Source organism: Bacillus sp. FJAT-27916, assembly GCF_001183965.1.
In the GTDB taxonomy this organism is placed as follows: domain Bacteria; phylum Bacillota; class Bacilli; order Bacillales; family Pradoshiaceae; genus Pradoshia.
Map to the genome: position 1 here is coordinate 383,287 of NZ_LFZV01000001.1, position 14,952 is coordinate 398,238.

Consider the following 14,952-nt stretch of genomic DNA (forward strand, 5'->3'; position numbering starts at 1 on the left):
ATAATGCATCAAAACAGCTCCCACTAACCGAAACGCAGATTGGGTGTTTGGAAAAATCCGTATGACCTTTTCTCTTCTGCGGACTTCCTGATTTAGTCGTTCCAGTGAGTTTGTACTGCGGATATGAGGATGCATCTTCGCGGGATGACTCATGTATTGGATGGTATCTTCATATCCATCATCAAGTATTTCCAGGGCCTTTTCATACTTAGGTTCGTCACTAAATTGCTTCATTAATTCCTCCTTGAAACGCCGGCTATCCTCTATTTTTACAGCTCCGAATACTCGCTTGATCATGCTCCGTATTTCTTCCGAATTCTTTTTGGGAAGCTTCTCGATTATGTTGCGCTTAAAATGGACATTACATCTTTGCCAGCTAGTCCCAATGAACTCACGCTGGATGGCTTTCTGTAAGCCCTGATGTGCATCGGAAATCACGAGTTTTGGGGATTGGAGACCACGAGATTTAAGCTGTTGGAAAAATCTCGACCAACTTTCGAAGCTTTCCACATGATCTATGCTCAAGCCGAGGATTTCCCTTTTGTTTTTCTCCGTTATAGCTGTCGCTATATAGACAGCTTTTGATACAACCCGATGGTTTTCCCGCACTTTAATGTACATGGCATCCACGAAAAGATAAGGATAATAATCCATATTTAATGGTCTATTTGCCCACTCGTTCACAACGGGATCCAACTTTTGAGTAAGAGAAGAAACAAATGATTTAGAGACACTTTCACCGCAAAGCTGTTCGATGATATGTGTCACCTTACGGGTAGAGACTCCATTGATCACCATTTCCAGCATGGATAAGATGAAGGCTTGGTCACAACGAGCATATTTCTCGAAGACCGTAGGGGAGAAGTCACCACTTCGAGTTCTGGGAACCCTCAACTCAAGCTTGCCGATACTCATCGTCAACTCACGATCATAGTAGCCGTTTCGAAAATCACGTCGCTGGTTGGTGCGCTCATAAGCCGAGGCTTGGATGAACTCATCTCTCTCTTTCTCCATGTACTCGTTTAAGACCAATACAACCGCCGATTTAATGACAGTATCTAGATTAGAATTAATAACGGATTCTTTTAAAATGTCCATATCAAGGTTAAACTGTAACTGAGTCATTTATATTCCTCTTTTCCACTAATTTTTCGTAGCTGAAAACAGTGTTGCCAAGAGTGAATAAAATGACTCTCTTTTTTTACACAATTATATGGACTTAATCAGCTGATGGTATTTTTGAAGGGAAATGAAGATTTTTTAAGTGGATTTTTGTTACAATTTCTTTCATTACGCTGTTTTGATATTAAGGCCTCCTCTGGGGAGCATCAGATTTTCTAACCTAGGCTATTCTTGGTTGGCAGTATCGCTCTTAACCTAGAGTTTTCGCCCATACCGCAGCCGTTCCGCCCATACTCCAACAATTTCGCCCTTAAACAAGCAAAAATGGCCCTTAAACTAAGGAATCCTGAAAATATTTATTTAAAAAAGAAGACCGGGCAGCTCGAGAAGAGTAAAAAGAAAAAGTTAACGGTTTTTCTAAGGGATTGCCTGCAAAAACCTCTCGAATTACGCCATTTTGATTTTACCTATTGCCTGCTGAGATGATATAGAAAGCCATTCTAGCAGAAAAACACCCGGTGCCATCATCAGCACCGGGTGTTTTTTCATTAATTTTTCTTTACGACAATCTTACCAACGGAGTGGTCTTTGCTTTGGTTGACGACCTCGATCTTGAGACCGTATGTCGGGACGTTTCGTCCAGCATCAGGAAGATGCGGATTAAGGTAGTTTTTGCTGTCGTCGAAGATAGGGTAGGCTTTTGTGTCATTGTCTGTCATGGTTAAGCCAGTAAGGCTTGTGTAATCGATGAACATTTTGTCTGGCTTGGTTAAGCGGAACGCAGCATCGTGAATTTGGTAGCGTGTTGCTGCGATTGAGTTATCACTCCATTTGATGGCGCCTTGGTCAGCGTCCACGACTCCTAGATAGCCTTCTCCTGGATGTTTACCTGTCCAGTTGTCAGAATAGCTGTCATCGACATACCATACGACCATGCCGCCGTCATATTTCATAAGGGATTTGCCGCGTTTAATGTTAGCAAGTCCAGTGTCGACACCTTTATGGTTTCTCCATTCTACTAGGTAGTAGTGATCGCTTGCGAATTTACCTTCATCTTTCTTGAATCCTGCAAGGGTAAAGGCAGAATTCGCTCCATCTGCATTATCAGCTAAAATTTGTGTGCCATCAGCTGTGATTACGATATCGTCTACGTAGTAGCCGACGTCAATGGCTGCGACATCTGTCCAGTAGTTGAAACGAAGGTCAATTTTCTTACCGGCATAGGCAGAGAGGTCGAAAATTCCGTCAACCCATCCATTTGATGTGCCAGTAATCCCGTTTCCTGGGTTTTGGTTATTCGGATTTGCTGTAGTGGTGATGTTGCCAGGAATGGTCTCCCAAGTGCTGCTGCCGCTTTCTTTTACTTGAATGGAGCCGTAATCCCAGTCCTGTTCAATTTGATACCAGATTTTAAAGGATAATTGAGCGGATGATTTACCTGTCAAATCAAGGGCTGTTGACATGGAATTATCCAGGTTATTGCCTTTGCCGCTATAGTACTCGTATTGTCCGCTGTATGGCGTATTTACCTTTGTCAGTTTATCCGGCAAGTTGATTTTCAAGGCATCCAAATTCGTGCCCTTTGAATTGGCTTGGTCAAGCAAATATTGTGTGCCCTTTTTGTTTAGGTCCGCAATGTCTATTTCTTCATATTTTAGCCAGTTGCTGTTTTGTTTGCTTTGCAGGTATTCTTTAGCATATGGGCTGAATCCGGTTGGCTCTGTACCTGGAATCTTACCTGCCCAAGAACCGCTTGCCATGATGGACCAGTAAGCAACAGCCTCGCCTTGTCCGCTGTATTGCGTGTCATATTCATCCGGCAGGCCAAGATCATGTCCATATTCATGGGCGAATACGCCGGCTGCTCCGTCGATTGGCATGATGGTGTAATCATAAGCGGCCATTTTGCCATTCCAGTATTCTACGTCTGTTTCCGTGTTTTCAATTGGGAATACTTTTCCTAGGTTCCAGCGGTGAGACCAAATAGCATCTCCGCCAAGTGTTCCGCCGCCAGCTTCTTCACCGACACCAGAGTGGATGATCATTAAGTGGTCAACCATGCCGTCCGGCTCGCGTGTGTTTCCGTCGCCATCAAGGTCATAGCGGTCCTCTTGGTCATATTCGGATAAATCAATGTTCGGGTCCAGCGCCGCTGCTTCAAGTGCTTCTTTGACAAGGTCACGCGGATTTTGGTCACTGCCGTCAGGAGTTGGAACGTTGCCTCCGTAGTAGGCAGCAGGATACTTGGCTTGATACCAGCCGGCAACTTCGCCGTCAACGGTATAGCTTCCGCCGGATTGCTGTTCATAGTATTGTTTCATAGAGATAAGTTTTTCGCCGTTTGGTCCCTTATAGCCTTTTTCGCCGAAAACCATATCCTCGTAATGTTCGTTTGGATAATCTTTATAATACATATCAGAGTCCTCTGGACGTACATTATTACGGGCATAATCAGGGAACTCAATGGCTAGGACTAGTACTTTATCTTCTTGTACATCCCCGCGGTATTTTTCCTCTTTTACAGACTGGATTGGTTTGTTGTCAGGGTCTTTCCCTTTTCCTTTGGAGCCTTTGCCTTTTTTCTTATCCAGTTTCTTTTGAAGGGCTTTTCTTTCTTTATCGAATTCTTTGGAGTTATCCTTTTTCAGGCTTTTCTCCTTGTTTTTCAAGTACTTATCCAGCTGGGCTTGCTCCTCTTTCTTAGAGGCGTTTTTCTTGATATACCCTTCCTTTTTAAGCATCTTAATTAAGCGTTCCTCATTGGCGATGCTACGGTCGAATGGTCCGGATACATGCTCGTGCGTTTTTTCACTGGAGGCAGCTGTGTCAGCAAATGCTTGCTTTGTCATTGCTCCAGGTGCCCAGGTAGTGAGTGTCAAGGCGGCAGCAAAGGCGACAGTTAATAATGGTTTTGCACGCAAATCAATTCCCCCTAATTTTTGTGTTGAATTCAGAATGTTAATATTCGAAGTTAATTGTCATAATTCCTCTAATTTTCCGAAAAATAGTGAAATAGTTCTTGGTAAGAGTATAGATATCGTGATTAAATACCTAATTAAAATAAAAAAGGAGCCATCCAATCTGGGGATGGCTCCTTTCATAAAGATTTATCGAGTTGGTTTCTTTTTCATTAGGAACGGATATAAGACAAGCCCTAATCCGAAAAGTCCAATGCCTAGGAAGAAGGTCTTTAAGTCAGCTGTGCCTGTTTTAATAACCCAAAGAGAGTAAATCAAGGCTAGTACCGTGATGATGGTGTCGATTCTGCGTGAACGCTGCCGATTCTCATACGTTTCACCTGTGATGACCAGTTTCAACTGATAGATGACAGAGACCAAATAGGGAATCAAGTATGCTAGTGTCGCGACCACCATCGCAAATTGGTAGGCTTCCATGATTGTGCCTGAGATGGTTGCGAACAAGAAAAATTGCGTTAATAGATTGGTCACCGTTAAAGAGAATACTGGACTGCCTTTTTTATTTGTTTTGGCAAATGCAGCTGGGAACAGATTAGCCCTTGCTGCCTGATAAGGCACCTCTGAACTGACCACGATCCAACCGACAGTTGAACCGAAAAGGGAAACGAGGGCAAGTCCTGCCAGGATATAGGCTCCCTTCGTGCCGATGGCAACCTGAAGGGCATCAACAAGCGGCTTTTGTGATTGCTGAAGCTCCTCTTGAGAAAGGGCACCCATTGTCAATAAGGTGATGCCGACATAGATGGCAATAGCGATAATCAAGCCTGTGATAGTGGCTTTTTTAACATCTGATTGTGATTTAGCCCTGTTGGAGAGCATAACGGCTGCTTCAACGCCAATGAAGGCCCACAGGGTCGCTATCGCAGCTCCGTTTAATTGTCCGAGCAGGTTGCTGCTTGTTCCATCAGCCGTGATGAAATCTTTGCCGTTCAGCAGATTGGCTGAGTCAAAGATAAAGATAGTTGCGACAATGAATAAGGTGAAACCAATCACCTTAGTGATGGTGGCGAGTAAATTCAATCTGCCGGCACTATTGAAGCTTTGGACAAGAATGTATTGAATACCCCAAAGCATGATTGAGCAGACCGCGAATGTTAAGAGCTTCCCTAACTCAAGCGTAAATGCACCTGCTGACCAGATGATTTTTTCACTGACCATGATTGGAAAGAAGGTAGACATATAGCCGGCAAATGATATGATGACAGACGCAGTCGCTGCCCAGTTAGCTGCCCAATATCCCCAAGCAACCGCATAGCCTGCAATTTTGCCTGCCTTCGGTGATTTGAAGAATGCCTGTGCATAGCTTTGCGGACCTGTCTTCAATTCCGGTTTGCGGATGGCGAGATTTCCGAATACGAGCGCAATCATCAGCACTCCGAACCCTGTCAACAGCCAGGCTAGTGTGGCTCCTGTTGGACTTGCTACTTTTGCTAGATTGGCCGGGAGCATGAAGATGCCGCCTCCGACCATATTTCCAACGACGAACATTGTTAAGATCCAAAAACCCCAATTTTTTTGATTCATGCTGTATTTCTCCTCTGTGTATAAAAGTAAACGTAAAAACCCATGCAGACATCTTTCCGCACGGGTAATCATCCAATGCGGGCGCGGGTAAATGACCCGTGCCCATGATTTATATGAGCATAAGGGTCAGCTGTTATGATGATGTCGATGTCGGCATATTTGCTTGAACATAATCAGCACTCCTTAAAAGGTAGATTGTAAGTATGGTTTATACTAACATGTATCTTTATTTTGGTAAAGTGATAAACTATTAGAGAAGTAAACTGAGGAGCGGAGGCATTAAAAAAAGCAGGCAGGAAATCCGGTTAGATTTCCTGTCTGCTTCTTAGAATCAAAATTGATTAGTCGTTTTTCTTGGCAGCGTCTGTTACGTTGCGAGTGATGATGCGGTCTACAAGACCATATTCAAGGGCGCGGTCAGCTGTCATGAAGTTGTCACGCTCTGTATCACGCTGAATCGTTTCAAGTGATTGACCTGTACGTTCAGCTAGAATTTGGTTTAAGCGCTCACGCATGAAGAGAATGCGTTTAGCGGCGATTTCGATTTCAGTCGCTTGGCCTTGCGCTCCTCCAAGCGGTTGGTGAATCATGACTTCACTATTAGGAAGGGCAAAACGTTTGCCTTTCTCACCAGCAGCAAGAAGGAAAGCACCCATGGATGCTGCCATACCGATACAGATAGTGGAGACTTGCGGTTTGATGTACTGCATTGTATCATAGATCGCCATACCAGCTGTAATGCTTCCGCCAGGGCTGTTAATGTATAGGTAAATGTCTTTTTCCGGGTTTTCTGTTTCCAGGAATAGAAGCTGTGCAACGATGGAGTTAGCCACATTGTCATCGATGGCGCTTCCAAGCATGATAATACGGTCTTTAAGCAAGCGGGAATAAATATCGTAAGCACGTTCCCCGCGGTTTGTTTGTTCAATGACTGTAGGGATTAAATTCATTAGTTTCTCCTCCTTTATGTATTAAAACATATTCACTTCGTGTTTTTATCATACACCTTTTGGTCAATAAAGGTCAAACAAAAGACGCATGATGAAGATATTTTCGGAAAAATTCATGGCAGGGTTAGGTCTTTCCTCGGGTTATGTATGGGAAAGTTTCAAATAGAGAAGAGACTACACGCCAACATTTCATGAAAGTTTCCTGCTAACCATCTTACCCAAGTTTTAGTATTGTAAACCTTCACATGATTGTTCTTGCCAAATCGATTGATGTTCATTATAATATATTTTTGTAGGCTAACATTTTGCCCTTGTAGTTTAACGGATAAAACACAAGATTCCGGTTCTTGAGCTGGGGGTTCGATTCCCTCCAAGGGCGTACCGGTTATGCAAGAGAGGCTCTTCAAGCAATTGCTTGAAGAGCTTTTTTGTTTTCTCTCTCATATTGATAGTAGGACAGGTACAAATATATGGGGTGATCCGGGCGCGTCGACGATAATGGAACCGAGGTGTTCTGCGCTTATAACTTCTCAGGTAGATGCCAGAGTATGCAGTGCAGTCTAATTTTCGGGACTGGTCTTAAATGGAGGCTGCCATAATTTTTATTGACACAACCGGTGGAGAGGTAATTTCTTTTGTAACTTATTATCCCAAAATCCCCAATCTTTCCCTTGCTCAAATAGATACCATTCACTACTATTAAAGTAAGTACTATGAGGCAGGAGGCGAGGTTGTTGAAGATGGAGATGGGATTGTTTCAACAGCAGAGCTTGAAGCTGGCGATGACGCCGGAGTTGAGCCAGGCAATTATGCTTCTGCAGTATCCAGCCATTGAACTAACCGCTTTTATGGAGAGCAAGGCACTCGATAATCCATTGATTGAAGTGGAGAGCGGATATGAGCCGCCCAGCGGCCGCAAGCATGGGGATATGTCATGGATCAATCAAATCAGTGATGACCGTCCTGGCTTACATGCCTATTTAAAGGGGCAGATTCCTTTTAAGGTAATGGATGCCAAAGAGCAAAAAGTACTGAATTATATGATTGATAATATTGATGATAATGGATATTTAAGGCTTACCTACGAGGAGGTCAATGCGGTTTTCCCTGTTCAGAAGGCTGAATGGGAAGTAGCCAAGACCATTCTTCAGACGTTAGATCCTGCAGGAGTAGGAGCAGAGAGCCTTAGTGAATGCCTGCTTATCCAAGCACGAAGGAATAAAAATGAAAGCGCTTTATTAAAGGTTTTGCTGACAGATTATTTCACATCATTTGTAGAGAAGAGATGGAAGGAGCTATCAAGAACACTTGATGTGCCAGTCGTGGAGATTCAGCGTATCTTTGATCAAATACAGGCTTATAATCCGCGTCCTGGAGCAGCATTTGGCTCTGAGCGCTCCCAGTATACGCTGCCGGATGTAAGGGTCTTTCCATCAAAGGGCAAGCTCATAGCAGAGATTGTCGAGTCTTGTCGAGTGAGGATAAGGGAATTTGCCATTGGGATTGAGGGGCAGCAGGATGAGGCGGCCATGCGTTATATCCATCAGAAACGGATGGAGTATAAGTGGCTGCAAAAGGCGATTCAACAAAGAAATGAAACACTTCTTCATGTGACAAATGCCATAATTGAAAAGCAGATTGAGTATTTTGTCACAGGCAAAACGGATTTCATAAAACCACTTGTGATGAAGGATATTGCTGAGCTTATTGGGATGCATGAGTCAACCGTGAGCAGAGCCGTTCGTGATAAGATGATGGAAACGCCATTTGGGATCATCCCGATGAGGATGTTTTTCTCAGCTGGGCTGCAAACAGAACAGAGTGCTGATGCATCCGCTTTAAAGGTAAAGAAGGAAATCGAGAATTTAATCGCTTTAGAGGAGAAGGAGGCACCGTTGTCTGATCAGGCTATTGCCGACGAGCTGAAACAAAACCGGGGCATTGTCATTTCAAGAAGAACGGTTGCTAAATATAGGGAACAAATGAGAATTCCTTCCTCTTCGAAAAGAAGACGTTATTAATAGGAATATTCGGGGTATATAGAAAACTACATTTATTAAGAGACAGGTGGTTAGTATTGTGAGAGTTCCTATCGTTCATTTTTATACGAAGAAGGATTGTCCTCTTTGTGAGGAGGCAAAAGACTTATTGAAATTACTGCAGCGCGAGAAGACGTTTACCCTGCTGGAAGTGGACATTTATGCGAATGATCGGTTGCTCGAGCAATATGGTTTGATGATTCCAGTCGTAGAAGTTGACGGGGAAATCATACAATATGGAAAAATCGATATCGATGATGTTCGCCATGTATTGGCATGATTTCATAAGTTCACAATTTAATCTATTGTATTTCAAGAAAACTCCTGATAATATATAGGTACATCAGGAGTTATTTTTTTTACATAAACAGGGACACAAAATGTCTCACCTGGACATAAAATGACCAAGGATTATATTAAAGGAGTTTGAATTTATATGGATGGATCTCTCCATTTACAAAAAAAGTTAATTCCCGATATATTCGAGGTCATGCAAAAACGATACAATATTCTGCGGTCGATTCGCACAATGCAGCCAGTCGGCAGAAGAAGCCTTTCCTTAACACTGAACATTACGGAAAGAACTTTGCGGAGTGAAGTGGAGTTCTTGAAGGAGCAGAAATTGATTGATATCGCAAGCTCCGGAATGACAGTAACGAATGAAGGGCAGGAAGTATTGGATAACCTTGGTGGTGTAATACGGCAACTTTCGGGTATAGACGAAATGGAGCACCTTCTACAGGAAAAATTGGATATCGACAAAGTCATCATTGTCAATGGAGACAGCGATACTTCTCCATGGGTTATTGATGAATTGGGACGTGCAGGAGCTGCGCGTATGAAAAGTCTGCTTACGGGTAAAAATATCATTGCCGTAACAGGTGGAACAACGATGGCCGCTATCGGTAAGATGCTGCCGAATGTTTCGGAACTCCCAAATGTCGAGGATATACTCTTTGTTCCTGCAAGAGGAGGACTCGGTAAGGGGGCCAGCTATCAGGCTAATACAGTCTGTGAACAAATGGCTGAGAAGATGAATGCCCGTTATCGTGTTTTGTATGTTCCAGATAATCTAAGCGAAGCAGCCTACAACACATTAACGAGTGAACCTGCAATTGGGGAAGTGCTGGATTTGTTGAAATCCTCTAATATTGTCCTCCATGGGATTGGCGAAGCGAAAACCATGGCTGAACGAAGGAAAGTATCCGCTGGTGAGCTCAATGAGCTTGAAAAAAATCAGGCAATTGGCGAAGCGTTTGGATATTATTACGATGAAGATGGAAACATAATTCAGAAAGTCCGTACCATTGGACTGCAATTAGATGATCTGCCGAATATCGAGCATGTCATCGCGGTTGCCGGGGGAGCTTCAAAGGCAAAGGCCATCAAAGCCTACATCAAAATGGCACCGAAGAAACCGATTTTAATTACGGATGAAGGTGCAGCAATTCAGTTACTTAAGGGCTAACACCCTTTTGAATAAAAATTATTTACTAAGATTCCAAAAGGAGGAACCTTCTAATGGCAGTAAAATTAGGTATTAATGGTTTTGGTAGAATTGGACGTAACGTATTCCGTGCAGCGTTGAAAAACCCTGAGGTTGAAATCGTAGCAGTAAACGATTTAACTGATGCAAAAATGCTTGCACACCTTTTACAATATGATTCCGTACACGGAACTTTAGAAGAAAAAGTAACAGTTGACGGCGACTACCTAGTAGTTGGCGGACACCGCGTTAAAGTTCTTGCTGAAAGAGATCCAGCTCAACTTGGTTGGGGAGATCTTGGCGTAGATATCGTTGTTGAATCTACTGGCCGTTTCACAAAACGTGCTGACGCTGCGAAACACATCGAAGCTGGCGCTAAAAAAGTTATCATCTCTGCACCTGCATCTGACGAAGATATCACAATCGTTATGGGTGTTAACGAAGATAAATACGATGCGGCTAACCACGATGTAATCTCTAACGCATCTTGCACAACTAACTGCTTGGCTCCATTCGCTAAAGTATTGAATGACAAATTCGGTATCAAACGCGGTATGATGACAACAGTTCACTCTTACACAAATGACCAACAAATCCTTGACTTGCCGCACAAAGACTACCGTCGTGCGCGTGCTGCTGCTGAAAGCATGATCCCAACAACTACTGGTGCTGCTAAAGCTGTTGCGCTTGTATTGCCTGAACTTAAAGGTAAATTGAACGGTATGGCTATGCGTGTACCAACTCCAAACGTTTCTGTAGTTGACCTTGTTGCAGAACTTGAAAAAGAAGTTACAGCTGAAGAAGTAAACGCTGCTTTGAAAGCTGCTGCTGAAGGCGAATTGAAAGGTATTCTTGAGTACAGCGAGCTTCCATTAGTATCTCGTGACTACAACGGAACTACTCAATCTTCTACTATCGATGCACTTTCTACTATGGTTATGGATGGCAACATGGTTAAAGTACTTTCTTGGTACGATAACGAAACTGGCTACTCTAACCGTGTAGTAGACCTTGCAGCTTACATCGCTAAAAAAGGTCTTTAATTCGAATCCTTTTGGATGTCTGAGCAATTAATATAATTGTCAACTTGAGGGGGAAGGGGAAGATTCCCCTTTCCCTTGTTTTTTTGTTTTCATTCAGGATTAAGCTTTGGGCAGAGGTTTAAGGTGAATGAAGCTTGGACAGTTCAGGGCAGAAACTGTTTCTAAGCACATTGTTTTGATTTTAAGGAGGTTCCTACAGTGAACAAAAAATCAATTAAAGACATTGATGTAAAAGGCAAAAAAGTATTTTGCCGTGTAGATTTTAACGTTCCGATGCAAAACGGTACAATCACGGATGATACGCGTATCCGTGCAGCACTTCCAACAATCCAATACCTAATGGAACAAGGTGCGAAAGTTATCCTTGCAAGCCACATGGGCCGTCCAAAGGGTGAAGTGAAGGAAGAGCTTCGCTTAACTCCTGTAGCGATTAAATTGAGCGAGCTTCTTGGCAAAGAAGTAGGAAAAGCAGACGAAGCTTATGGCGACGCTGTAAAAGCTCAAATCGAAAAAATGAACGATGGCGATGTTCTATTGCTTGAAAACGTTCGTTTCTACCCAGGTGAAGAGAAAAACGATCCTGAACTAGCAAAAGAATTTGCTTCCTTAGCAGATATCTTCGTTAACGATGCATTCGGTGCCGCTCACCGTGCACACGCTTCTACTGAAGGAATCGCAAAACACATTCCTGCTGTTTCCGGTTTCCTTATGCAAAAAGAATTGGATGTACTTGGCAAAGCAATGTCTAACCCAGAACGTCCATTCACAGCTATCATCGGCGGAGCGAAAGTTAAAGATAAAATCGGCGTAATCGAAAACCTTCTTGATAAAGTGGATAACTTGATCATCGGCGGTGGTTTAGCTTACACATTCATCAAAGCTAAAGGCTACGAAATCGGTACTTCCCTCTTAGAAGAAGACAAAATCGACTTAGCTAAATCCTTCATGCAAAAAGCTGAAGAAAAAGGTGTTAAATTCTACATGCCAATCGATGCGGTTATCGCTCCTGAATTCGGCGAAAACGTAGAATCTAAAATCGTTGATATCGATGCAATCCCAGCTGACTGGATGTCCCTTGATATTGGACCGAAAACAGTTGAATTGTATGCAGATGTCATCAAAAACTCTAAATTAGTCATCTGGAACGGACCTATGGGCGTATTTGAATTTGATAAATTCGCTAACGGTACAAAAGGTGTAGCAGAAGCGCTAGCTAATTCCGATGCGTTCAGCGTAGTTGGCGGAGGAGACTCTGCAGCGGCTGCTGAGAAATTCCACCTTGCTGATAAGATGTCCCACATCTCTACAGGCGGCGGAGCTTCCCTTGAGTTCATCGAAGGCAAAGAGCTTCCTGGCGTAGTTGCTTTAAACGATAAATAAGAATACTCTCAGGAAATTTCCTATACAGGGTGTATTTTGCCAAGGGCCCTGGTAAAATACAGACGAATAGGCATTTCTGAAAAAGAGGAAGGATGTTTTAAATTGCGTAAACCAATTATCGCTGGTAACTGGAAAATGAATAAAACTCTTTCTGAAGCGATCAGCTTCGTGGAAGAAGTTAAAAATGTTGTTCCTTCAAATGATGCAGTTGATACTGTTGTCTGCAGCCCGGCTCCATTCCTTGGTCAGCTTGTTGAAGCGACTAAAGGGACAAACGTTGCTGTAGGTGCACAAAACATGCACTTTGAAGAGAACGGTGCTTTCACAGGCGAAGTAAGCCCTGTTGCACTTGCAGACTTAGGCGTACAATACGTAATCCTAGGTCACTCTGAGCGCAGAGAAATGTTCAATGAAACAGACGAATCTGTTAACAAGAAAACATTGGCTGCGTTCAAACATAACCTAACGCCAATCGTTTGCTGCGGTGAAACGCTTGAAGAGCGTGAAGCAGGCAAAACAAAAGACTTGGTTGCAGACCAAATCAAAAAGGCGTTCGCTGGTCTTACAGACGAGCAAGCTAAACAAGCTGTTATCGCTTATGAGCCAATCTGGGCTATCGGCACAGGCAAATCTTCTACAGCACAAGATGCAGATGAAGTTTGCGGCCATATCCGTCAAACAGTTGCAGAAAGCTTCAACGCTGACGTTGCGGCTGCGGTTCGCATCCAATACGGCGGAAGCGTAAAACCTGAGAACATCAAAGAATATCTTGCAGAAGAGAACATTGATGGTGCATTAGTTGGCGGCGCAAGCCTTCAACCAGCTTCTTTCTTAGGTTTATTGGAGGCTGTTTCTAAATGAGCAAAAAACCAGTTGCGTTAATCATCCTAGATGGTTTCGGAGCACGTGACACAGAACAAGGTAATGCTGTTGCACAAGCAAAGAAACCGAACTTTGACCGCTTTTGGGCAGAATTCCCACACAATTATTTAACGGCAAGCGGAGAAGCCGTTGGTCTTCCTGAAGGCCAAATGGGTAACTCTGAGGTTGGCCACTTAAACATTGGCGCCGGCCGTATTGTGTACCAAAGCTTAACACGTGTGAACTTAGCAATCCGTGAAGGCGAATTTGAAAAGAACGATACCTTCCTTGGTGCAATTAACCACGCGAAAGAGCATAACACAGCCCTTCACCTTATGGGCTTACTATCCGATGGCGGCGTACATAGCCACATCGACCATCTTTTCGCATTGCTTCGTCTTTGTGCAAAAGAAAACTTCAAAAACGTTTATGTACACGGCATTTTAGACGGCCGCGATGTCGGTCCTAAGACTGCTGAAAAATACATTAGACAAACAGAAGAAGTATTCAAGGAAACAGGCGTTGGTCAGTTTGCGACAATCTCTGGACGCTACTATTCCATGGACCGCGACAAACGCTGGGATCGTGTAGAGAAATCTTACCGTTCCATGACTTACGGAGATGGACCTGCTTACTCTTCTGCAATGGAAGTCGTAGAAGACTCCTATAACAATGGAATCTTTGACGAGTTCGTTCTTCCTTCTGTTATTACAAAGGAAGATGGACAGCCTGTGGCGAAAATTCAAGATAATGATTCCGTTATCTTCTTCAATTTCCGTCCAGACCGAGCTATCCAAATCTCAAACGTATTTACAAACGAGGACTTCCGTTCATTTGACCGTGGACCAGGATTCCCGAAAAACTTGTACTTCGTTTGCTTGACGCACTTCAGTGAAACGGTTCAAGGATATGTGGCATTCAAGCCGACAAACCTTGATAACACACTTGGTGAAGTGTTGTCTCAAAACAACTTGAAGCAATTGCGTATTGCTGAAACAGAGAAATACCCTCACGTAACGTTCTTTATGAGCGGCGGGCGTGAAGCGGAATTCCCTGGCGAAAAACGCATCTTGATCAATTCTCCAAAGGTTGCTACTTATGACCTTAAACCGGAAATGAGCGCGTATGAAGTAACAGACGCACTTATGAAGGAATTGGAAGAAGACAATCATCATGCCATCATCCTGAACTTTGCTAATCCAGACATGGTAGGTCACTCTGGTATGCTTGAGCCGACAATCAAAGCAGTTGAAACCGTTGATGAGTGCCTAGGCAAAATCGTGGATAAAATCTTGTCTATGGGCGGAAAAGCCATCATTACAGCTGACCACGGTAATGCGGATGAAGTCATCACTCCTGATGGCCACCCAATGACTGCTCATACAACAAACCCAGTTCCTGTTATCGTAACAGACAAAGACGTTGAACTTCGTGAGGGCGGTATTCTTGGAGACTTAGCTCCAACTATGCTTGATCTTCTTCACGTACAACAACCGAAAGAAATGACTGGAAAATCATTAATTAAGAAATAATCATTTGTGCAAACTAATGATGAATAAAACATTCTTT

The 14,952-nt window shown here is 43.3% G+C and carries 11 protein-coding genes and 1 tRNA gene; 8 read left to right on the forward strand and 4 right to left on the reverse strand.

Annotated elements, in window-relative coordinates:
* From AC622_RS01775 to clpP, 4 genes are all read right to left on the reverse strand, one after another.
* The coding region (locus AC622_RS01775; RefSeq protein WP_156185684.1) for an IS256 family transposase at positions 1–1,125 on the reverse strand (1,125 nt) is incomplete at its 3' end.
* Positions 1,126–1,670: 545 nt separating this feature from the next.
* Positions 1,671–4,043, reverse strand: a complete 2,373-nt coding sequence (locus tag AC622_RS01785; RefSeq protein WP_049669510.1) for an immune inhibitor A domain-containing protein — start codon at positions 4,041–4,043, stop codon at positions 1,671–1,673.
* Between the two features lie 186 nt (positions 4,044–4,229).
* A complete protein-coding gene (locus AC622_RS01790; protein ID WP_049669511.1) occupies positions 4,230–5,624 on the reverse strand; it encodes an amino acid permease in 1,395 nt (464 codons plus the stop codon).
* Positions 5,625–5,965: 341 nt separating this feature from the next.
* A complete protein-coding gene (clpP, locus tag AC622_RS01795) occupies positions 5,966–6,574 on the reverse strand; it encodes an ATP-dependent Clp endopeptidase proteolytic subunit ClpP (RefSeq protein WP_049669512.1) in 609 nt (202 codons plus the stop codon).
* 307 nt (positions 6,575–6,881) lie between these two features.
* Between clpP and AC622_RS01800 the strand changes: the two genes are divergently transcribed.
* The 8 genes from AC622_RS01800 to gpmI all read left to right on the forward strand — a co-directional run bounded on the left by AC622_RS01800 (position 6,882) and on the right by gpmI (position 14,915).
* Positions 6,882–6,953: transfer RNA gene (locus tag AC622_RS01800), tRNA-Arg, on the forward strand.
* 361 nt (positions 6,954–7,314) lie between these two features.
* The gene (rpoN, locus tag AC622_RS01805; RefSeq protein WP_231589573.1) at positions 7,315–8,595 is read left to right on the forward strand and encodes an RNA polymerase factor sigma-54; all 1,281 of its coding nucleotides are present in this window, start codon (positions 7,315–7,317) and stop codon (positions 8,593–8,595) included.
* A gap of 58 nt (positions 8,596–8,653) precedes the next feature.
* Positions 8,654–8,893, forward strand: a complete 240-nt coding sequence (locus tag AC622_RS01810) for a glutaredoxin family protein (protein ID WP_231589465.1) — start codon at positions 8,654–8,656, stop codon at positions 8,891–8,893.
* 156 nt (positions 8,894–9,049) lie between these two features.
* Entirely contained in the window at positions 9,050–10,081 is a 1,032-nt protein-coding gene (locus tag AC622_RS01815) for a sugar-binding transcriptional regulator (protein WP_049669514.1), read from the forward strand.
* 53 nt (positions 10,082–10,134) lie between these two features.
* Complete coding sequence (gap, locus tag AC622_RS01820; protein WP_049669515.1) at positions 10,135–11,142, forward strand: type I glyceraldehyde-3-phosphate dehydrogenase; 1,008 nt, start codon at positions 10,135–10,137, stop codon at positions 11,140–11,142.
* A gap of 198 nt (positions 11,143–11,340) precedes the next feature.
* Positions 11,341–12,522: a phosphoglycerate kinase gene (locus AC622_RS01825; RefSeq protein WP_049669516.1), complete on the forward strand. Its 1,182-nt coding sequence runs from the start codon at positions 11,341–11,343 to the stop codon at positions 12,520–12,522.
* A 102-nt stretch (positions 12,523–12,624) separates the two neighbouring features.
* Positions 12,625–13,383, forward strand: a complete 759-nt coding sequence (gene tpiA / locus AC622_RS01830) for a triose-phosphate isomerase (RefSeq protein WP_049669517.1) — start codon at positions 12,625–12,627, stop codon at positions 13,381–13,383.
* Positions 13,380–14,915, forward strand: a complete 1,536-nt coding sequence (gene gpmI, locus AC622_RS01835; protein WP_049669518.1) for a 2,3-bisphosphoglycerate-independent phosphoglycerate mutase — start codon at positions 13,380–13,382, stop codon at positions 14,913–14,915. Before tpiA ends, gpmI begins: the two co-directional genes overlap by 4 nt.
* Positions 14,916–14,952: the final 37 nt, after the last annotated feature.

Bases quoted from the DNA above. Each gene is read 5' to 3' on its own strand.
- AC622_RS01790 (WP_049669511.1), bottom strand. From the start codon at position 5,624: ATGAATCAAAAAAATTGGGGTTTTTGGATCTTAACAATGTTCGTCGTT.
- clpP (WP_049669512.1), bottom strand. From the start codon at position 6,574: ATGAATTTAATCCCTACAGTCATTGAACAAACAAACCGCGGGGAACGT.
- rpoN (WP_231589573.1), top strand. From the start codon at position 7,315: ATGGAGATGGGATTGTTTCAACAGCAGAGCTTGAAGCTGGCGATGACG.
- AC622_RS01815 (WP_049669514.1), top strand. From the start codon at position 9,050: ATGGATGGATCTCTCCATTTACAAAAAAAGTTAATTCCCGATATATTC.
- gap (WP_049669515.1), top strand. From the start codon at position 10,135: ATGGCAGTAAAATTAGGTATTAATGGTTTTGGTAGAATTGGACGTAAC.
- gpmI (WP_049669518.1), top strand. From the start codon at position 13,380: ATGAGCAAAAAACCAGTTGCGTTAATCATCCTAGATGGTTTCGGAGCA.